Source organism: Treponema primitia, from assembly GCF_046533075.1.
Taxonomy (GTDB): Bacteria; Spirochaetota; Spirochaetia; order Treponematales; family Breznakiellaceae; genus Termitinema; species Termitinema primitia_B.
Map to the genome: position 1 here is coordinate 1 of NZ_JAJQRB010000001.1, position 20,025 is coordinate 20,025.

Below are 20,025 nucleotides of genomic sequence, written 5' to 3' on the forward strand. Positions count from 1 at the left end.
TCGTAGTAGACCCGCGCAGCGGGGCTGCGGAGACAGGTTCTACACGCACATGAAGCCAGGTGTACCCCTCCCCACGCCCGTTTTGCCGACAAAATACAAAACCGGGGTATTCACCGGTTAAATTTCCGTTCCGACATAGCCAAAGCCAAATCAACCTCTGCTATGGTTACCCCCAAGCGGGCAGCTATGGTTTCGGCGGAAAAGCCGTTCCGGGATAGTTCCAGGACCTGCTCCGTCAACGGCGCCTTAGGCTTAACTTGATTGGGTGAACGGATAAACCGGGGCCCGGCGGATTTTCCGGTTTCCGCTTCGGGAACCGCCGGGTCGAAGAGGCCGCCGGATGGGTCGAGGGCGGGCATAGCGGCGGGCTCCTGCCCCGGAGTTTCCGGCTGGGTGTCCGGCTCCGGAAGGATGACCTCCAGGGAGGACCTTAGTCCCCGGGCTCGGCCTAGGGCGGCGTAAGCCCCTTCGGCGGAGCGGGGCTTGGGCGATTCGCCGGTCAGGGCGCTTAGGGCGCTTTCCTGGGTGTTCCGCCGGTCCAGTTCACGGGCATAGGCGGTGATACGGCGGTCCAGGGTATCGAGCAGGATCTTGAGGGATTTTGACTTGTCTTCCAGGAGGGTAAGGTTCCGTTCCGCCGCCAGATCTATTCCGGCAATGAGCCGGTCTACCTCTTCCTCAAAGTCCTTAAGGATACGCTCGGCGCCGGTGCGGCGGCGGAGATATGAGAGGAGATAAATAAACGAAAAACCGCAGATTATCAGGGCGGCGGCGGAAAAGATAAGGGACAGGGTCATTGGACTACCCGCTTAAATCAATATTTTTTCCCAAGGCTGGGTCCCGAATTATAGAAGGATCATCCCCAGCCCTTGGGTCTATACCTAACAGTTCCGTATCATCGCCCCCCTGCCCTTCCCCTTCGTCCCGGCGTTTCCGGGGGGAGCGGTCTTTAATCCGCTCCGGTCCCTGGCCGGCATCCTGGGATTCATTAACCGACTGGATCCGCTCGTCGGTTCTGCGTTGAATCTGTGCGCCCTGAATTGACTGCTGGAGCTGGAGCCCCTGTTTTTGGTTCGCCTGCTCCTTGCCAACCTTATCAACCTGGGTAAAGAGGGTCTGCAAATCAATCGGATTAATTGCCATCGAGACCCCGCATTCCCTCCATGTCCGGTTCTTCATACTTCGTTATTTTAACTAAGCCGTCTTCCAGGATAAAAGTCACCGCACGGTATTCGGTACGGACATCTTCCTTGGCGTCTTTTATCATCACCCGAACTCCGGGATACACCTTTGCGGAGGCGGAAACCCGTCCCCGGGCCTGAAGGTTGTTTAATAAATCCTGGGCTTTTTCAATATCATCGGTGTTTTTCTTTATATCCGTAATGGTCTCCACCCGTTTTTCATCCAGTTCCTGGAGATAGGCTTCCTTATCCTCCGGCAGGGACTTACGTTGTTGTTTAATATTGATCAGGGTCTGTATATTCAGCTTGATATCATCAAACTGTTTTTCCAGGGTCGCCTTTTTTTCCGCAAGCTGGGAAAGAAGCTCCTTCGTTTTTGGATCCACCCCCACTTCACAGATCGTTTCCGTACCCGCCGTGGGGCTGCCCAGTATCTTTGCGTTGATCTCTTCGCCCGCCCGCAGCCGGCCTCCCACGATGGTGGCCCGCTTACCCTGGCAGATGATCCGCTTACCGGCGTCCACCCGGGAATTGATAATGCCATCGGAGGCTATTACCGAATCCCCCGCTTCGATCATCGTATTTTCAATAAACCGGGCCATCAGGGTCTTCCCCGCCCGGATAATTTCCTTACCCCTTCCGGTAACACCCTGGTGGACAATGATATCACCTTCGGCATCCAGATCCGCCTTTTCCACGGTACCGTTCACTTCGATATTACCCGCAGCTTTAACGGAGAAACCATCCACCACGTTACCGGTGATCATCACCGTACCAAGGAAGATGATGTTTCCGGTTTTAAGGTCCACATCACCGTCAACGGTGTACACGGGTTCCACATTGATCTTACCGTTGACCTCCACCACCTGTCCGTTCATATCGGCAATGATGGTAACCTTGTCCTCCCCCATATGGACGTTCTTTCCCAGGGGCAGAACCATGTCCTTACCATCCCTGGCCGGCAGGGGATTCCCCGTAACGGTCCTGCCGGGGGTTCCCTGTTCCGGGGGTATCTTCTTTGCCAAAGGCTGGGCTTCAAACACGTTCTGGATAAGCTTAAGGTCCTTAAAATCGACCCGTCCGTTGGCCCCTTCCCTGATGTGCACCTTGGACTGGTTCGTTTCAAAGTTGTACTGTAAATAAGCATCCCGTCCGTTAGTCGGGGGGAGTCCTTCGGCGATCACCACTTTTTGTTTATAAACAGGCTGGTCCGCAAAATCCCGCAGATAATCCAAATCAATTCCGAAATAAACCTTGTTGTTCTTCAAAAAAGTCTGATAGGTTTCAATGGAAACATCGCAGCCCCCGGGCCCCGGAGGCGTTACATAGAGCAGGGCCTTCATGTCCTGCTCCGCGATTTCCACGGTCATGGTCGCGTCGTTGGAGGGTTTGTGCTCAAAGTCTCCAACCCGGATATATTCATCACTGGGGTTTTTTATGACCTCGTTTATCACCGTTTGGTCAAAATCCTTTATGCCCCGATCAGCCAGGGCAACCCGCGCCTGGGCAGGGGTAGCTTTCTTTCCGCGGCCCACGGGAGAAGAAACCTTGATATACACTCCATCATGGCGCAGGTGGACAAAAACATAGCCGTTTTTATCCTCCATCACCGGAACCTCAAAATCAACGCCGCTATCAAAGGAGTCGTCTTCAGAAGATTTCTCATCCCGGACATAATGCCGGTAGGCCTTGATCTTCCAGTCCTTTTTTCCGGCGCCCATAATACCGGTGGAACCCCGTTCGCTTATTTCGTATTCAATCCGTCTGACGGGGAGATTGAGCAGGGTAGCCGCCTGGGCTACCGCTTCTTCCAGGGTCGGCCCCTGGGCTTCAATGATGCTGATATCTCTGTCCTGATCCAACTGCTCCTTCATAATATGCTGCAGCTGGACAAAATCAACCATTAATATACTCCATTACCGAATCAGACAATACCTTTACGGATGTTCGTCAGTTTTGCCCTGAGCCGCAGGATCGCCTTGGTATGCAGTTGGGATACCCGCGATTCGGTTACTTCCAAAACCTGACCGATTTCTTTTAAAGTCAGATCCTCGTAATAGTAGAGGACCAATATCTTCTTTTCCTTATCCGGAAGTTCTTCAAGGGCCTCCACAATTACCCGGCGTATCTCATCCTTTTCCACAATAACATCCGGGTTGAGACTCGAGGGAGATTCGATGCTGTCCCCGATGGAAACCTTGTCATTCTCATCGCCGGAGAACCATACATCGTTCAGGGAAAGCATGGTGGTACCGGAAATTTTCATCATGGTTTTGATGAATTCATTTTCGTCCAATCCCATGGAATTGGCTATTTCCTGATCCGTGGCGGTTCTTCCCAGTTGGGCTTCCAGGGAACCGATTGCTTCCTCTACTTCCCGTGTTTTCTGGCGGACAGACCGGGGAACCCAATCTATTGAACGGAGCTCATCAAATATGGCGCCCCGGATACGGGTTACCGCATAGGTCTTAAACTTTACATTTTTTTCGGGATCAAACTTGTCGATGGCATCCAGAAGGCCGAAGACGCCGAACCCTACGAGATCATCAAACTCAACATTATGGGGCATACCGACAGCAACTTTACCGGCAACATACTTTACCAGCGGGGCGTATTGCTTAATAAACATTTCGCGGATCTTCGGATCCCTATTCTGGCGGTATTCCTGCCAAAATTCCTCTTCCGCCTTTTCTTCCAAGGCATAATCGGTAAGATTATTCCCAAGAACCTTCCCCATGGCTTATCCCTTATCTTCCCGTTTTAAAATTGTCTGGATGGCGGAAGCCATCTCATGAACATTAAAATCATCACCAAGCCCCGCCTTTTCCGAAGCGGTCTTGCCCGAACTATCAAAGGACCCCCCGCCCGAAGAGCCGGATCCCCCGCTCCCACCGCCGTCCGCCGGACCGGAAGCGAACGCCCCGGACATGGCATCAAGATCCGGCAATACATCCACCGAATCAAGGTCCTCAGCGGTGAAATCCAAACCCGTAGGTAAGGCCGGCTGCAAAGGGCTTGGAGCTCTTTCTAAGCTCCCCTCCCCAGTATATCCGCCTTTGCTATTCTGGTCCAGGGTGTTTCCCGATAAAGAATCTATATTTTCATCCGAATCGCCGGGATTTTCCAATATTTCGCCCACCTCGTCCCCGAATCCCCCCTCTCCCAGGGAGATATCCGATCCCTGGTCATCATCACCCCCGATAGAGATATCCACCTGTGAACCAAGACCGGGTTCCTCAGCAGGGTTATTCAGGAGTTCCGGCAGGTACATGGTTATCGCCCCATAGCCTATGGACGCCAAGACAAAAAAAACAGCGGCAAAAACAAAGGCCCGAGCCACAAGCAGGGACAAACCTGCCCCGGTGATAATACCCAGCAGCAAGGAGAAGATAAAACCGATACCAGCGGCTATACCGCTTATCTTCGGATTAAACATCCAGGATTCGCCCCCTATCCACGGTCAAAAAGCCGTTTCATCATCATAGAAAAGCCCGCGCTTTCCTTAATATCACTCTTCTCCATGCGTCCCACAATATGCTGGATACAAATAGAAGCCTTGCTCCGGGGTTCGGTTACCATAAAAGGCCGTTGCCGCAGCACCGCATGGGATACCGCAATATCATCGTAGATAAAACCCAGGTAATCCACCTTGAGGTTGAGGAACTGCCCGGCGATATTGGTCATCCGGTCCGCTACCTTTTTTGCCTCCGCCACGGAATGGACCCGGTTTACCACCAGTTTAAGCCCCATATTGAGACTGTCAATCTCTGTGGCGATGATCTTGATAATACCGTAGGCGTCGGTGATGGCCGTAGGTTCCGGGGTGGTGATGATCACCGCATCATCCGCGGCGGCGATGAAGTCTAACACATTGCTGGAAACACCGGCGCTGGTATCGATGATGATGATGTCCGCATTGGACAGGGTGTCCAGCTCATCGATAAAATTCATCCGCTCATCCTCGGTGAGGTTGGCGATCTTGGAAAAGCCCGAGGCGCCGGCGACAATGGAAATACCGTATTCGGTATCTACCATGATTTCCTTCATAGTTTTCTGCTTGCGGATCACATGGTAGAGGTTCCATTTAGGGATCATATTGAGCATCACATTTACGTTGGCCAGGCCCAAGTCGGCGTCCATGACAACCACCTTTTTCCCCAGCCGGGCATAGGCCAGGGCCATGTTTACCGAAACATTGGTCTTCCCCACCCCGCCTTTGCCGCTGGTAATGGTGATGACCCGGGCGCGCTTCCGCTCCTTTGGGTCGGAGGAATTCTGTTCTCCGGAGCCCTTCTTTTGCCGCATTATTTCCCGCAATTTTTCAGCTTGATCTTCCATTTTATTTTTCTCCGAAGGGAGGGAATTTCTGCTCAATCTTATCCCGGTCGATCCGGAACCCCTCAAGGTTGATTAAAAACCGGACCACACTGGCCCGATGGATATGCTTGTCGACGGGCTGGCCATCGGTGATGTAGACCGCTTCTTTTCCATCCGAAAATAGGGCGCTGATCACATTTCCCACCCGGACGGTTTCGTCCAGCTTGGTAATCACCACCGACTGGTAATTGAAGGGGGCAAATTGCCGGAGTATCTCCCGCATGTCGCTGTATTTGGTGGTGGCGGCCAAGGCTAGGTGTACCTCCGCCGAGGTCCCGCAGACATCCAGGAACTGCTTCATTTCCGCGAGTTTTACCGTATCCCGGGGGCTCTTGCCGATGGTATCAACCAGTATCAGGTCGACGTCATTCTGATAAAAGGCGATGGTCTTCCGGAGCTCATCGTTGGTATTTACATAGGATACGGGAATCTCCATGATCTGACCGTACTTTTCAAGCTGCTCCTTGGCGGCGATGCGGTATCCGTCGATGGTGATCATCACTACCCGGAGGGGCGCCCCTCCCCAGCCGTCCACCCCATAGGCGGCGGCCAGTTTGGCGATGGTGGTGGTCTTTCCAACCCCGGTGGGGCCCACCAGTACCATGATCCGGGGTCCCCGGCGCGGGAGGGATGGCCTGCTATTGAAACTTTCGGTATGTATCCTGACGGTTTCCCCTATCCATTCAACTACCCTATCCTGGACCGCATCATAGTCTTCCAGCGCATCCAGGGAAAATTCCTTCCGTACCCGGTCTAACATGGCCTTGGTATAGGCGGGGGAAAAATCATTCTGGTAGAAAACTTCCTCCAACCTGCCCAGGGTTGGGTGTTCCTCCTGGGGTCCCCTAAAAGGGTGGGCGTCGATCTTTTCCGTAAGGGTCTTAATCTCATTGAGCAATTTCTGCATGGTAGGATCGGGTTGTTTTGTAGAGGCCGCCGCAGTGGCGAGAAGCTTTTTCTTCTCCTCCTCAAAATCCAGAGGTTGGTTGGGTACATCAATCTGGCTAGTCTGACTAGTCACATTCGGTTGCGCCGCCATCTGAGAAGATTGCCGGGCTGAGCTTATGCCGTAAGCGCCGGCGGCATAGCGGAGATCCGAGGAAATATAGCCCGTAACTTCTACCCCGTCCCGGGAAAAGAGGCCGCCAAAGATCCCCCCTATACGGACGGTCCGGTAGTTCATCACCTTAGCCCTTTCCCCGTATTTCAAGCGTATTTTTTGTAAACAGTCGGCGTAGGTTGAGCCCTGTTCTATAAATTGTTCCACAGACACTTATGCTTTCCTCCTTAAACCTTCACCTTTTCTTCACTTTCCACGCTGATTTCTCCAACCGCTTCCACGGTAACATCGGCTACCAACTCGGGTACTGAAAGCACCACCAGATCCGGCAGTTCCCGTTCCGTGGAGGACTTAACCAGATACCGGGCCGCCTCGGAACAGAGGACGATGGGGTACCAACCCTGGTCCTGTACCGCAGCCACCGTCCGGGAAAGGGCCTTTATCCAACTAATCCTGGTGGAGGGGTCCATGGCGGACATGATACCCGCGGCGGTTTCCACGGCGCTGTCCAGGATCTTCTGTTCCAGGCTCTGGCTTATGGTGAGTACCCGAAGCACCCGGTCATCGGTGGCGTACTGCAGGCATATCTGCCGGCTTAAGGCCTGCCGGGCCTTTTCGTTGAGGAACTGCATATTTTTGGCTGCCTTAGCTGCCTGGCCGTAATCCGCCAGGGCTTCCAGAATAGCCACCATATTGCGGATAGAGACCTGCTCCCGGAGCAATGCCTGAAGCACCTTTTGAATTTCCCCAAGGCTGAGTGCCTTCTGGGCTTCCTCCACCACTGCGGGGTAGCTTTTCTTAAGGGCGTCCAGAATCTCCTGGGTATCCTGACGACCCAGGATCTCCGCGGCATGGCGCTTGATAATATCCGTTAAATGGGTGGCGATAATCGAGGGAGGATCAACCACGGTATAACCCGCCCGTTCCGCCTCATCCCGTTTATCCTCGCTTACCCAGAGGGCAGGAAGACCGAAGGTGGGGTCCCGGGTTTTTTCCCCGGGCAGCTCATCCTTCACCCCCCCGGGATTGATACAGAGGTAGTAACCCATGCGTATCTTGCCCCGGCCCACGTCTACACCCTGGATCTTAAAGCAGTACTCCGAAGGTTCCAGCCGTATATTGTCGATGATCCGTATCCGGGGAATAACCAGCCCCAGGTCCAGCCCGGATTCCCGGCGAATCCGGTGGACCCGTTCCAGGAGCTCCGCCCCCTTCTCCCGGTCCACCAGGGGGATGAGTCCGTAACCAAGCTCCAGGGACAGGGGGTCCAGGGGCACTATGGGGGACATATCTTCGCTTTCGGGTTTGGCCTTCTTGGCATCCGCAGTTTTTGCCGCCGCAGTATCCCGCTTGGTCTTCCGCCGACCCAGGCGTACCGCTAATACCACCAGGAGGGCGGCCATGGGAATGAGCACGTACCAGGGAAAGCCCGGCAGCAGGGCAAAGCCCCCAAGGACACCGGCGCCTATCCAGTAGATACGGGCGTCCCGGGAGAACTGTTCCGAAACATCCTCCCCAAAGGTTCCGTTGGAAACCGACCGGGTAACGATGATACCCGTGGCGGTGGAAATGAGCAGGGCAGGAAACTGGGATAACAGGCCGTCCCCGATGGAGAAGGATATATAGGTACCGATGGCCACCGTGATGGGTTCACCGTGGATCAGGGTTCCGATGACGATGCCCCCAATGACATTCACCACCGTGATGAGTATGCCCACCTTAACGTTCCCGGAGATAAACTTACTGGAACCGTCCATGGCGCCGTAGAAGTCAACCTCCCGCTGGAGATCGTTTTTCCGGGCAATGGCCTCTTCCTCGGTGATGGCCTGGGAGTTGTACTCCGCTTCAATGGCCATCTGTTTCCCCGGCAAAGCATCCAGGGCAAACCGGGCGGCCACTTCCGCGATACGGGTGGCGCCCTTGGTGATAACCACCGCCTGCACCGCGATGATGATGATAAAGATAACAAAGCCCACCACCAGACCTTCGGTACCGCCGGAGCCGACCACGAAGGACGAGAAGGCCCGGACCATGCGGCCGTCGAAAGCGGTTCCCCGGGTCAGGATGAGCCGGGTGGAGGAGACGTTCAGGGCCAGGCTGAACACGGTTGACACCAACAGTATGGTTGGGAAGATACTGAAGTCCGTAGCCTTCCGGGTATAGAGGACGATAAGGAGGATCAGCAGGGCCAGAACCAGGTTCATGGCCATCAGGGCGTCCAGGAGTACCGTGGGCAGGGGGATGATCAGCATCATCACCACCGCCACCACCGCCACCGCCATGACGAGTTCCGTACTGTTCCCAAAAAAGGTTTTCCGCGCCGTGCCGCTTTGGTCAGACATTAAAATCTACTCCTTACAGAAGAAGAATATAACCACAGAGCACACAGAGCTTGCACAGAGGACACAGAGGAAAAGACAGAAAGAAGAATTTTAAAAACCTCTTCCCCTTTCCCCCTCCGTGTCCTCTGTGTTCTTCCCTCTGCGCCCTCTGTGGTTACTCTTCTCTCCATCGTTTCTCCTATGCCCCAAGGCCGGCGTTGCGGCGCCGGTCTTCGTTCAGCCGGTATACGTGGGCTAATACATCAGCCACGGCCCGGTAATAGGTTTCCGGTATGACTTCCCCCACCTCGGTCTCAGCATAGAGCGCACGGGCCAGGGGTTTGTTTTCCACCACCGGTACATCGTTGTCCTCGGCTATGCGGCGAATCCGCAGGGCCAGTTCGTCCTCGCCCTTGGCGCTTACCATGGGGCCGTCCATCCCCGGCTTGTATTCCAGGGCCACCGCAAAGTGGGTCGGGTTGGCGATAACCACATCCGCCTGGGGAACCGTAATAGCAATATTCCGGGTCATCAGTTCACGCATTCTTTGCCGCAGCCGGGACTTGATCATCGGGTCCCCTTCGTACATCTTCCGTTCTTCCTTCACTTCCTGCTTGGACATCTTTAAGGATTCCCGGTACTGCCAGCGCTGGAAAAGCATATCCGGTATGGAAAGGAGGAGCAGCAGTAACGCTGAGATGATAAGCATCCTGATGGCCAGGGACGCTACGGTGGTCACCCCTAACCAGAGCCTGGCGGTTTGGAGATTCGCCAGTTGTTTGATCTCCGAACGGATTAGGAAGAAGGCCACGGCGCCGATGATAGCCATCTTAACGATGGACTTAGCGATATTGAAAAGCCCTTCCATAGAGAAGAGGGTTTTCTGAAAGTAACGGCCCAGCCGGGGCACTACCTTGGAAAAGTCCGGGGTCAGGGGCTTGGTGGTAAAGAGGAAACCGGTCTGCACCACATTGGAAAAAATCCCCGCCGCCATGGCCACCAGCACGATGGGCAGGGCCAGCCGGGTCAGGTAGTTAAAGAAGGCCACCGCCACCACCCGATCCTTTATGGGGTCCAGCTCGGAGGCCCGGAGAAAGTAGAAACGCAGCATTTCTACGCAAGTCCTGAGCATAGAGGGGGCCAGGAAAAAAATAGTAAGCGCCGGCAGGAGCAGGACCAATGCGCCGATAAGCTCCTGGCTCTTGGCAACCCGCCCCTCCTCCCGGGCCTTCTGTATCTTATACTCGGTGGGTTCTTCAGTACGCCCCTCATCCTCCGCGGCGAACCACTGCAGGTCTATTTTGGAAGGAATATCGTTGTTTGCGGACTTTTTTCGTTCGCCATTTCCTTGAAAAAAATCAAAAATATAATCAGAGAAATCAAAAGAATAACCACAGAGGACACGGAGGGAAGAACACAGAGGAAGAGGAGGAAGAGAAGAAGAAGAAAAATTTATATCTTCCCTCTGTGTCCTCTGTGAAAGCGAACCGAAGGTTCGATCTCTGTGTTCTCTGCGGTTATTCTTCATTTCTCTGCGGTTATTCTTCATTTCTCTGTGGTTATTCTTCATTCCTCTGCGGTTATTCTTCATTCCTATCATGACCCGCCCCCGATCTGTGTCCCAATCTGCATGTACAGGGACTCGATGTTTTGGAAACCCATGTCCACTACCCGGGCGAAGGCTTCGGTCATGAAGGGCATGGTGGCCATGATGAGGACGAAGGCTACGGTGATTGATATGGGGAAACCTTCGGTAAGGATATTGATCTGCGGGGCCGCCTTGGAGATGAGCCCCGTGGACAGTGAGGTAAGGAAGAGGGTCCCCAGTATGGGCATACTGATCACGATGGCGTCCATAAACACCCCGGTAAGCCCGTTCAGGAGGGTTTCTATCACCGCTTCATGGCCCATAACCAGAGAATAGGCGCTGATCGACTGGATGGAACGCCAGAACCCGCCCAGGAACAGTTCGGAAAAGCCGCCTATGGAAAGGAATACCAGCATGGCCACCAGGTTCAGGTATTGACCCATTAGGGGGTTTTCTATTTGAGCAAGGGGGTCGAAGGTTTCAGAGGCGCCGAAGCCCATCTGGAGGGAGAAGAACTGACCCGCCGTGGAGAAGGCGGAGAAGATCAGGGTAAGGTAGAACCCGATGATGATCCCCACGATGGCCTCCCCAATGAGGAGAAACACAAAGTACAGACCGAAGGGCGCAAGATTCCAGCCCGCAGCAAGGGCGGTGGGAAAGGCGGTAAAGGCGGCAAACCCCGCCAGGGCAATCTTGGCAATCTGGGGTATGCCGTCCGAAGACAGTAACGGTGCAGTTTCGATCATCGCCAGAGCCCGGACGGCAATCAGGAGAAACGCCGGTGCACCGGCTAAAATTTCGTTAAGGAACTGCGCCTCAATCACCAACCAACCCCTTGTCTAAAAGTTTATGCACGCGTTAACGCGCCATAGCAGGAATCATCCTGAATAACTGCACCGTATAATCCCCCAGGGAAGTAAACATCCAGCCCCCCAAAAGGCCCAGTACCAGAAGTATGGTCAGCACCTTTGGTACAAAGGTCAGGGTCTGCTCCTGGATAGAGGTGGTGGCCTGCAGTATAGCTACTATCAGGCCCACGGTAAGGGCGGAAAACAAAAGCGGCGCCGCCAAAAGCAGGGTCTCAAATATGCCCCCCCGGAGAAGGGCCGTAATGTCGCCGATACTCATCTATCACCCCTATCCGAAAGAACGGACTATCTGGTCCGTCAAAAGCCCCCAGCCGTCCACCAGAATAAAGAGGATCAGCTTAAAGGGCATGGAAATCATTACCGGGGGCAGCATGATCATACCCATGGACATGAGCGCGCTGGCCACCACCATATCGATCACGATAAATGGAATAAACAACAATATGCCTATCTTAAAGGCTATGGTTAATTCATTGAGAATGAATGCGGGAATCAGCACATAGGTGGGGACATCCGCCAGGGTATTCGGGCGGTCCAGCCCCCGCATGGACATGAAGAGCCGGATATTGCCGGGGTTGCTCTGCATCTGGCGGTACATGAAGATACGCAGCGGAGCCTCGGCGCCCCGGTACGCTTCCTGCACCGATATGTTCCCCTGTTGGAGGGGCTGGAAACTATTCTGATATATCTCTTCAAAGGTGGGCCACATGATAAATGCGGTGAGGAAAAGGGAAATCCCCAGAATCACCTGGTTTGGGGGTACCTGCTGCAGGGAAAGGGCCCGTTTAATAAAGTCCAGGACTATGGATATCCGCAGAAAACTTGTGGTAAGTATGATGATACTCGGCGCCAGGGAGAGGGCGGTAAGGAGCAGCAGCAGTTGGAGAGAAAAGGCTACTTCCTGCCCCGATTCGGGGTTCCGTACGGTAAGATCGATAAAGGGGATCACCGGGTCTGCGGGCGCTGCAGGGACGGCCACGGTTCCCGGTGTGGAAAGGTTCGGAAAGGGAAAGGGCGTGGTCTGGGCCGCTGCCGGGAGGGGGACAAAAACAGCCAGCAGAAACAGGGTTCCCGCCAGAACAATCGGGCGGCTCATAGGTCCTTCAGCCTTTCCCGCCGTTTACGCAGGTCGTCCGCCCGGAACCGTGTATTTGCGCCGCCACCGCCCAGACGGCGCAGGAGGGCCGAAAAGTTCAGGAACTTCGGGGCGCCGTCACTTCCTTTACGGGAATCGTCCAGAAGCATGGCGTCCACCATCTCCTGATCCGTTATTTCAGAGATAAGGGATACGCCATTGTCTCCGGCGCCCACCAGCCATGCCTTGTTCCCCACGGAAACTACCGCCACCGAACTGCCCGCCCCCATGGGGGTCCTGGCCAATATCTTGAGATAGGGATTTTTCTGCTCCGGTGAACGGGAGAGGCGCTTGAAAAAGAATACCAAACCATAGATAGCAGCCGCGGCCAGGGCGAGAACTAAAACCATCCGGAGAACAAAAAAAACAGTAGGGGTTCCCGGAGTGGGAAGAGCTTCTCCCGGGGGCGCATCCCCAAGAATAATCAGGTTTTCTGCAATGGGCTCGCCGGGAAGCGGCGCTGTTTCAACGGCCAGGACAGAGGATTCCCCCAGGGTGTCCGGCGTTTGAGCGGATACTTTGTTGAGATTAAAAGTAAAGAGGCCAATGCTTATAAAAAGCACGGCTATAGACATCGGATAAAATCGATACAGTTTTTCCCCTCCCAAGTAGAAACTGATCCTTAGTAACTATTTTAATCTATATTAGTAGTGTTGCGCTACCCCTATTTAGCTTAATTCGGTCATTCTTTCCATGGGAGAGACAATTTCTGTGACACGGACACCAAAATTTTCGTCAATAACCACCACTTCACCCTTTGCAATAAGCTTATGATTCACCAGAATGTCTACCGGCTCACCGGCAAGCTTGTCCAATTCAATGATGGTACCCTCACCCATACCCAAAATTTCCTTGATCAGCTTTCTGGTACGGCCCAATTCTACGGTCATCTCCATGTATACATCCATGATGAGACCGATATTGCCCGCTTCCTGAGCCGTGGGCTGGGGCATTAGATTTGGAAACTGTACCGACTGAACGTTAGAGGGCGACCCCATAATACCTCCCATACCACCTCCTCCCATCATACCGCCCATAGGAGCTGCCGGAGCCGGCTTAGCCGCCGCCGGAGCGGGACCGGCGGTCAGGGCCTTGGTAATATCCGCCGCCACCTGCGGCCCGTAGACTTCCCAAATCCGGTGATCCTTTCCATCGCCCAGATCGAGCTGGTAATCCGCAACCTGGAACTCTCCTGCGGGGAGCGCCGCGGCAGCTTTGGGAACATTGGCGGCCTCGGGGGCAACATTGGCGATAGACTTATTGCCGGTCTTTCCGGTCAGGGTGGTGATCTGGGTACCCACAATGGTACCCACCATTTCCCCAATCACCGACATGGCCATCTCATCCAATTCGATGTTTTCTTCCTTGTTCATCAGAGCGGCAATAGCTCTAGCCGTATCCTCGGGAAAAAGAAATATATGTTCACCGGGGAACCCGGCGCTAAAATCCGCTTTAACCGCAGTAACCATATCCGGAAGCTTTTCTATCAGGGCGTCCCGGTCAGAACTGCTCAGCTCGGGCCCCTTAAGGCTAACCGATGCGCCGGTCATGGTGGAAAGGTTGGAGGACTGGGCATCCACGGTGCCGGAGAGATAACCCTGCAGGGCCTTGGACTCGGCGCCGCCGTTTCCTCCGCCGCCATTACCGCCGCTAAAGCTCGAAGAATCTACCCCGGCTAACAGTGCATCTATTTCCGCCTGCGAAAGAGCGCTATCGCTCATACTTTGCCCCCCCCTTCCTGCAAATCATAACTCAACCACATCAAGCTGTTTAAATACAATATTCTTTGCCTTTGAAGAATTCAGGACCTTGGTATTCAGGGCCTCAATGATCTCCTGTTTCAGCCTGGCTTCGTTTTCGGTTGCCAGATCCCGGGCATACTTGGAACTAAAAAAATTCCGCACAAAATCCTGCAACTCGTAAAGCCGGGTGGTCAGTTCGGTGGCAGCGTTCTTATCATTCATATCATAACCGATGGCCAAATCAACCACCACCGAATGGGAGGTAGGATCCTTGGTTCTGCACCGTACCGTGCCTATGGAATTAAAATAGAGATACTCCGGCCGTTTCCCGTTATAGGGGGAAGAGGAATCGGCCACAACGGTTTGGGATGGCCCACCTTTATTCATAAAATTAAAGGTAATCACCGTTACGGTAATAATAAAAATCAGTGCGCCCAAACCTATGGCTACAAATTTAAGCAGATTCGGCAATAAGGCTCCCAAACCGCCCGGTTTTTTAGAACCGCCGCCGCCTGAGTCCTGAGCTTCGCCTCCCTCATCCAGTATATCGTCGCCATCGCCCATGACCTAACCCTCCGACTCTCTATTTTATAGTATACAAAAATACCATTTTATGCAAACCCTTTTCTTACAAAAGGCCTGGCCATTTTACAAAAGACCTGACCATTCTATAAATGGCCATCATCCAGGATGATAACATCCACCCGGCGGTTATATGCCCTGCCTTCTGCGGTATCATCCGAGGCTACCGGGACCGTGGCGGCAAATCCCGCCACCTGAAAATGCCGTTCCTCTACTCCAATATCGGTAAGATAGTGAAGAACACTAATAGATCGGGCGGTAGAAAGTTCCCAATTCGATTCCCATGGACCTTCGGGGTCCACCGGAGTATCATCGGTATGACCTTCAATGCGGAATTTTCGTCCCCGTACCTCATCCGAACTCAGCAGGGTTCCTAAGCGCAGCAGAATATCCCGGGTCTGTTCCACGTTGATCCTGGCGCTGGCGGGGTTAAAAAAGGCGTCCGAAGCAAGGCTTATAACCAGGCCCCGCTCGTCACGGGTGACCTTTACTTTGTTGGATTTAACTTCCGGGTTAAAAAGGCTTATGGCCTTTTTCAAAGCCGTGCCCAGGGACTCGCCCTTTTCCATTGCAGGCAGGGAGGCTATGGTATTGCCCAGATCCGCGCTTTTCCCGGCCCCCAGGGTGTTTCCCCCGGAATTGGCCCCGATACCCTGGTTGTTAAATGCGGAAATCAGGGCTTCCACGGTGGAAGGGGTTACTTCATCGGGGTTGAAGAGGGCGACAAAGAAACAAAGCATCAGGGTAACCATGTCTGAATAGGTTACAATCCACTCACCGCCTGCACCGCCCGCTTCGGGCTTTTTCTTTTTCGCCACGTCATACTTCCTTAATCTTTTAGCACTTCCGCTTCTACTGTTTTACGATCCAGGGGATTCAAATAGGTCAGGAGCTTCATCCCCAATATACGGGGGTTATCGCCGGCCTGGATGGAGAGGACTCCCTCGATGGCCATTTCCTTAACCTTGGCTTCCGTGGCGTCCATGGTCTGTAATTTACCCGACCAGGGGATCATCAGAAGGTTAGCAACCATGGAACCGTACAGGGTGGTGATAAGCGCAACGGCCATGTTCGGTCCCAGGGCGGATTTATCTTCCAGGTTTTTCAACATACCAATGAGCCCGATAACCGTGCCCAACATACCAAGTCCGGGAGCCAGGGTACCCCACATATTGACAACCTTGATTTTTGCAACGTGCCGTTCCTGCATCTGGCCCAGCTCGGTTTCCATAAGGTTCCGCACAATCTCTGCGTCGGTACCGTCCACCACAAGCCGCAGCCCCTTTTTGATAAATTCATCGTCCAGATCGTCCAGCATTTCTTCCAGCGCCAGGAGTCCTTCCCGGCGGGCCTTTTCCGACATATTCATCAATTGCCGGATAAGCGCCGTTTCGTTAAAGTTAGCGGTCTTAAAGGTCAAACTGATAGTATTGAAGATACCAATAGTGTTGGGAATGCTGCCGAAGGTGAAGAGACCGAAGTAGGAACCCAGCACGACGATCAAGATTGAAGGAAGATCGTAGAAGGTCATCAGGCCTGATCCCCCGGTGATAATTCCCAGGCCAACCATGCCGAAACAACCGGCAACACCAATTAAGGTTGATATATTCATACCGCTTTACCTCTATTCCTCATTCTTAAAGCCGCCGATTCTCCGGCGATATTCCACGATCCGGTCGATAACTTCGGTCACCGTTTCTTTCACCACAATAATTTTACCGGACAGCATCTGGAGGGTGGTATCCGGCCGAACTTCGAGGGACTCAATTTGATGCGGATTTAAATAGTATTCCATTCCGTTCAGCCGGGTTACCTTAATCACTTAGTTTACCTTTTGAGGGTCAAAATTTCCTGCAAGAGCTGGTCCGCAGTCTGGATGGTCCGGGAGTTGGCCTGGAACCCGCGCTGGGTAACGATCATATCCACGAACTGTTCCGAAAGATCCACGTTGGACATTTCCAGGGTACCGGCGATGATCTTGCCCTTCCCCGCTATGCCCGAGGGCCCAATGTTGGCGTAACCCGAGTTGTTACTCACCAGGAAGACATTGTCTCCGCCCTTTTCAAGACCGCCCTGGTTAGAAAAGCTGGCCATTGCCACCTGCCCCAGGGTGCGGTTCGTTCCGTTGGAATACACCCCGGTGATAACCCCGCTCTGGTCAATCTTAAAGTTTTCCAGGTAGCCCATGGTATAACCATCCTGAATGATAGCTTTGGTAGAACTGGACTCCGCATACTGGGTAATGCTATTTACCAGCCCCCCCGCGGTGCCCAGGTTCAGGGCGAATTCCTGACGGATCATTCCACCGTCAATTTCCGGGGCCGCGCTCAGCACATCAAAGGCCACGTTCATCACCACCGGGCCCTCTCCGTTGGTCACGGCGCCGTTGATGTCCTCAATGCTCTGGAGGGTACCATTGTTGTTGAAGATCACCGTAAAGGTGTTTGTCGCCGCCGGGACCTGTCCCACCATACCTACTTCAGTATTGGTGGGCTGGGCGCTTTCCGGGTCCACCGTTACGGTGGCGGTCCAGCGGTTGTTGAGGTTCGCCAGAGGCTCGCCATCGGCGTTGAAGCCCCAGTTACGCAGGAATTCTACCCGGAGTATGTGCTCCAGACCAAAGGTGTCGTAGATTTTCATTTCCGTACCCCAGGTACCGTGGGAGATTTCCGCCGGGGAGGGAGCGTTGGGAACGATGGGGGTCCGCTTGTCTAAGTTACAGGCAAAGTCGACCGATGTGGTGGCGCGGGCAGCATCTTTGCTCCCCACGGGGATAACGAGGTTCTCGGTATCCCGGGAAACATCCAGCACCTGCTCACCCCCAATGGTCCGGGCCTGCCAGCCCTGAACCCGCATACCGTTGGCGGGGTTTACCAGCAAACCTTCCTGGTCTAGGCCGAACGCGCCCGCCCGGGTGTAGAAGGATTTTTCGCCCTGCTTAAGGACGAAGAAGCCCGTACCCTGGATCGCCAAATCGGTACCCACGCCGGTAGTCTGGAGGGAGCCCTGAGTATGGATGGTGTCGATGGAAGCCACCGACATCCCGAGACCAACTTCCTTGGGGTTCACGCCGCCAAGGTCTTCCGTGGGCTTTGCCGCCCCCTGAAGCTGCTGGTATATCATATCCTGAAAATTAACTCTGTTCCGTTTAAATCCGGTGGTGTTGACGTTGGCAATGTTATTACCTACCACGTCCATCCTGGTCTGGTGATTTTGTAATCCCGACACACCGGAAAATAATGATCGCATCATAGTAGTTTTCTCCTATTCTTCAAATACTCTGGTAACCTGATCCCACTGATAGTAGGCGCCGTTTACCAATACCTCGGGTACGGCTCCCCGGGCAACCGCCCGTACCGTCCCCTGGACGACCCGGTCTCCCTCGACAATTTCCACCGAACGCCCCAGGGCGGAAGTGGCTTCACCGCCGGTAAGAAGACTCGCCAGCCGGGAAAAATCGCTGGCCATGCCGGTCATCTGTTCCAGGGTGGAAAACTGGGCCATCTGCCCGATGAATTCCTTGTCCTCCATAGGGGCGGTGGGATCTTGATGGCTCAACTGGGTGATGAGAATTTTTAAGAAATCATCCTTACCCAGGCTCTGGTTGGGCATCCTGCCCTTCTGTATCGATTTGTTGAAGGTGTCCACTTCCATGCTAAGGACTGCCTTTTCCTGAGAGCTAAGAACCGCTTCAAGCGCTGCCATTTTTTCTATCTCCTAACACTAACACGAGTGTTTACACCAACACATTGACCCGGGACATGCCCGGGCCTTCAAAACCATTGAATCCGGCCTCCATGCTAAGGGGGTCCATGGTTTCCGCCATGGCGTCATAACTGGAAGAGACAACATGGGAAGAGAAAAACGGGGTTGCCGCCTCTCTGTTCCATTGCCCCTGACCGCTATTTTGGCCGCCGTCTCCCGCAAGAGCCATATCAAGACTAGCCCCGGCAAAGCCGGAATCCCGAAAAGCCTGCTCCAGGGAGTGGATCTCCTTCTCAAAAGCCCGGAGGGCCTCATTGCTTTCAACAATGATATGCCCTGTGATCTTGTTTTCGGCCATTTCAAGGCGTATCTTTACCATTCCCAGGGACTCGGGTTTGAGGGAAAGTTTGATGGTCCCTTCCCCGCCGTCCTTGACCATGATGGACGCCTGCCGGACTATGTCGCCGTTGAGGTTCTGGTGGAGTTCCCTGGCCAGAATATCCTCGAAGGCCCGGCCCGGGCTTTTCTCCTGGCCCAGTTCCATGTACTCCCGGCTTCTGCCGTTGTTTTTAAGCTCCACCGCGATATCAACAACCCGTTCCGCTCCGGCATTTGACCCGGGCTTTATTTCCTGCCCGGGGTTAAGCACGGCGCCGTTTCCCTCGGTCCTGAGATCCTGGACCTCCAGGGTAAACCGTTCCCGGTTTTTTTTGTTGTTCTTGGTTTCCGCTACGGTGGCTGGACCTTTTTCTTTTTTCTCAACCCCGCCGGGATTGCGCCCCTTCCCCTGGACCAGCTGCGAAAGTTCGGCGTTGGCCGCAGTTTCCGCTGCATTTTCAGGAAGTTCCCGGGCAATATTCCGGAGATCCTTCAGATCCCGGAACCGGTCATTCGCCCCGGCAAACTCAAGAGCGCTGTCCTGATCCGCCAAATCCGCCCCTTCCCCGGAATGTATTCCCGTAAGAAGCTGATCGTTTAATAAGCCCTGGCTTAGTTCTATCGCCGCCGGGAGGGAATCCTTGTCACCCTCCCCTTCGCCGCTTTCCTTGGCCAGTTTAGTTTTTTTAGCCGCCGCCTCTTTTAGCAGCTCCGCCGGAGAAGAGGCTTCACCCTCCCTCTGCATAGCAAATAAAAGACGCCGGTCCCTGTTTTGGATTTTTTCATTACCGGCGGAAAGGACATTTTTATCCTCAACAGAAAATTTCGCGCCCTTCCCGGCAGCATCCTTGGCTGCCTTGGCGATTTTTTCCGTTGAGACAAGTCTTTCCGTCTCAATTTTGCCGGCCTCTTCGCCGCCGGCTTTGGTTTTCCGTGTAAGTCCCGCAAGCAGTTTGGCAAATACACCCAGGGCGCCTTTTTTTGCCCCCTTAGAGTGCTTAACCTCTCCGGAATTCAGACTTTCTACGGAATGTGATTGGGGGGATACTGCTGCCAACACCGCCCGACCTCCTGTAGTTTTCACATC

The 20,025-nt window shown here is 53.9% G+C and carries 21 protein-coding genes; all 21 read right to left on the minus strand.

What is annotated here, in order from left to right; genetic code table 11:
- Nucleotides 1–110: 110 nt before the first annotated feature.
- Nucleotides 111–797, minus strand: coding sequence for a hypothetical protein (locus LQZ19_RS00005; RefSeq protein ID WP_411045571.1), 687 nt, complete (start codon nucleotides 795–797; stop codon nucleotides 111–113).
- A gap of 4 nt (nucleotides 798–801) precedes the next feature.
- The gene (locus LQZ19_RS00010; RefSeq protein WP_411045572.1) at nucleotides 802–1,143 is read right to left on the minus strand and encodes a hypothetical protein; all 342 of its coding nucleotides are present in this window, start codon (nucleotides 1,141–1,143) and stop codon (nucleotides 802–804) included.
- Nucleotides 1,133–3,085 (minus strand): FapA family protein, encoded by a 1,953-nt coding sequence (locus LQZ19_RS00015; protein ID WP_411045573.1) that lies wholly within the window; start codon nucleotides 3,083–3,085, stop codon nucleotides 1,133–1,135. Before LQZ19_RS00015 ends, LQZ19_RS00010 begins: the two co-directional genes overlap by 11 nt.
- A gap of 20 nt (nucleotides 3,086–3,105) precedes the next feature.
- Nucleotides 3,106–3,918, minus strand: a complete 813-nt coding sequence (gene whiG, locus LQZ19_RS00020; protein WP_411045574.1) for an RNA polymerase sigma factor WhiG — start codon at nucleotides 3,916–3,918, stop codon at nucleotides 3,106–3,108.
- Between the two features lie 3 nt (nucleotides 3,919–3,921).
- Nucleotides 3,922–4,617, minus strand: a complete 696-nt coding sequence (locus LQZ19_RS00025; protein ID WP_411045575.1) for a hypothetical protein — start codon at nucleotides 4,615–4,617, stop codon at nucleotides 3,922–3,924.
- Between the two features lie 14 nt (nucleotides 4,618–4,631).
- The gene (locus tag LQZ19_RS00030) at nucleotides 4,632–5,519 is read right to left on the minus strand and encodes a MinD/ParA family protein (protein WP_411045576.1); all 888 of its coding nucleotides are present in this window, start codon (nucleotides 5,517–5,519) and stop codon (nucleotides 4,632–4,634) included.
- A 1-nt stretch (nucleotide 5,520) separates the two neighbouring features.
- Nucleotides 5,521–6,831 (minus strand): flagellar biosynthesis GTPase FlhF, encoded by a 1,311-nt coding sequence (gene flhF, locus LQZ19_RS00035; protein WP_411045577.1) that lies wholly within the window; start codon nucleotides 6,829–6,831, stop codon nucleotides 5,521–5,523.
- Between the two features lie 14 nt (nucleotides 6,832–6,845).
- Entirely contained in the window at nucleotides 6,846–8,960 is a 2,115-nt protein-coding gene (flhA, locus tag LQZ19_RS00040; protein WP_411045578.1) for a flagellar biosynthesis protein FlhA, read from the minus strand.
- 178 nt (nucleotides 8,961–9,138) lie between these two features.
- Nucleotides 9,139–10,539 carry a flagellar biosynthesis protein FlhB gene (gene flhB / locus LQZ19_RS00045; protein WP_411045579.1) on the minus strand — a complete coding sequence of 467 codons (1,401 nt, stop codon included), beginning with the start codon at nucleotides 10,537–10,539 and terminating at the stop codon, nucleotides 9,139–9,141.
- Nucleotides 10,536–11,351 (minus strand): flagellar biosynthetic protein FliR, encoded by an 816-nt coding sequence (gene fliR, locus LQZ19_RS00050; protein WP_411045580.1) that lies wholly within the window; start codon nucleotides 11,349–11,351, stop codon nucleotides 10,536–10,538. Before fliR ends, flhB begins: the two co-directional genes overlap by 4 nt.
- Nucleotides 11,352–11,385: 34 nt before the next feature.
- Nucleotides 11,386–11,655 (minus strand): flagellar biosynthesis protein FliQ, encoded by a 270-nt coding sequence (gene fliQ, locus LQZ19_RS00055; protein ID WP_411045581.1) that lies wholly within the window; start codon nucleotides 11,653–11,655, stop codon nucleotides 11,386–11,388.
- A 9-nt stretch (nucleotides 11,656–11,664) separates the two neighbouring features.
- On the minus strand, nucleotides 11,665–12,492 hold the full coding sequence (fliP, locus tag LQZ19_RS00060) for a flagellar type III secretion system pore protein FliP (protein ID WP_411045582.1): 828 nt from the start codon (nucleotides 12,490–12,492) through the stop codon (nucleotides 11,665–11,667).
- Nucleotides 12,489–13,106, minus strand: a complete 618-nt coding sequence (locus LQZ19_RS00065; protein WP_411045583.1) for a flagellar biosynthetic protein FliO — start codon at nucleotides 13,104–13,106, stop codon at nucleotides 12,489–12,491. Before LQZ19_RS00065 ends, fliP begins: the two co-directional genes overlap by 4 nt.
- Nucleotides 13,107–13,199: 93 nt before the next feature.
- Nucleotides 13,200–14,252 carry a flagellar motor switch protein FliN gene (gene fliN, locus LQZ19_RS00070; RefSeq protein ID WP_411045584.1) on the minus strand — a complete coding sequence of 351 codons (1,053 nt, stop codon included), beginning with the start codon at nucleotides 14,250–14,252 and terminating at the stop codon, nucleotides 13,200–13,202.
- Nucleotides 14,253–14,276: 24 nt separating this feature from the next.
- Complete coding sequence (locus tag LQZ19_RS00075) at nucleotides 14,277–14,837, minus strand: flagellar basal body-associated FliL family protein (RefSeq protein WP_411045585.1); 561 nt, start codon at nucleotides 14,835–14,837, stop codon at nucleotides 14,277–14,279.
- Between the two features lie 104 nt (nucleotides 14,838–14,941).
- Nucleotides 14,942–15,673, minus strand: coding sequence for a flagellar motor protein MotB (gene motB, locus LQZ19_RS00080; protein WP_411045586.1), 732 nt, complete (start codon nucleotides 15,671–15,673; stop codon nucleotides 14,942–14,944).
- Between the two features lie 11 nt (nucleotides 15,674–15,684).
- Nucleotides 15,685–16,467, minus strand: a complete 783-nt coding sequence (locus tag LQZ19_RS00085) for a motility protein A (protein ID WP_411045587.1) — start codon at nucleotides 16,465–16,467, stop codon at nucleotides 15,685–15,687.
- A gap of 12 nt (nucleotides 16,468–16,479) precedes the next feature.
- Entirely contained in the window at nucleotides 16,480–16,677 is a 198-nt protein-coding gene (locus tag LQZ19_RS00090) for a flagellar FlbD family protein (RefSeq protein ID WP_411045588.1), read from the minus strand.
- Between the two features lie 5 nt (nucleotides 16,678–16,682).
- Entirely contained in the window at nucleotides 16,683–18,107 is a 1,425-nt protein-coding gene (gene flgE, locus LQZ19_RS00095) for a flagellar hook protein FlgE (RefSeq protein WP_411045589.1), read from the minus strand.
- Nucleotides 18,108–18,119: 12 nt separating this feature from the next.
- On the minus strand, nucleotides 18,120–18,560 hold the full coding sequence (gene flgD / locus LQZ19_RS00100; protein WP_411045590.1) for a flagellar hook assembly protein FlgD: 441 nt from the start codon (nucleotides 18,558–18,560) through the stop codon (nucleotides 18,120–18,122).
- 31 nt (nucleotides 18,561–18,591) lie between these two features.
- Nucleotides 18,592–20,022 carry a flagellar hook-length control protein FliK gene (locus tag LQZ19_RS00105; protein ID WP_411045591.1) on the minus strand — a complete coding sequence of 477 codons (1,431 nt, stop codon included), beginning with the start codon at nucleotides 20,020–20,022 and terminating at the stop codon, nucleotides 18,592–18,594.
- Between the last annotated feature and the right edge of the window lie 3 nt (nucleotides 20,023–20,025).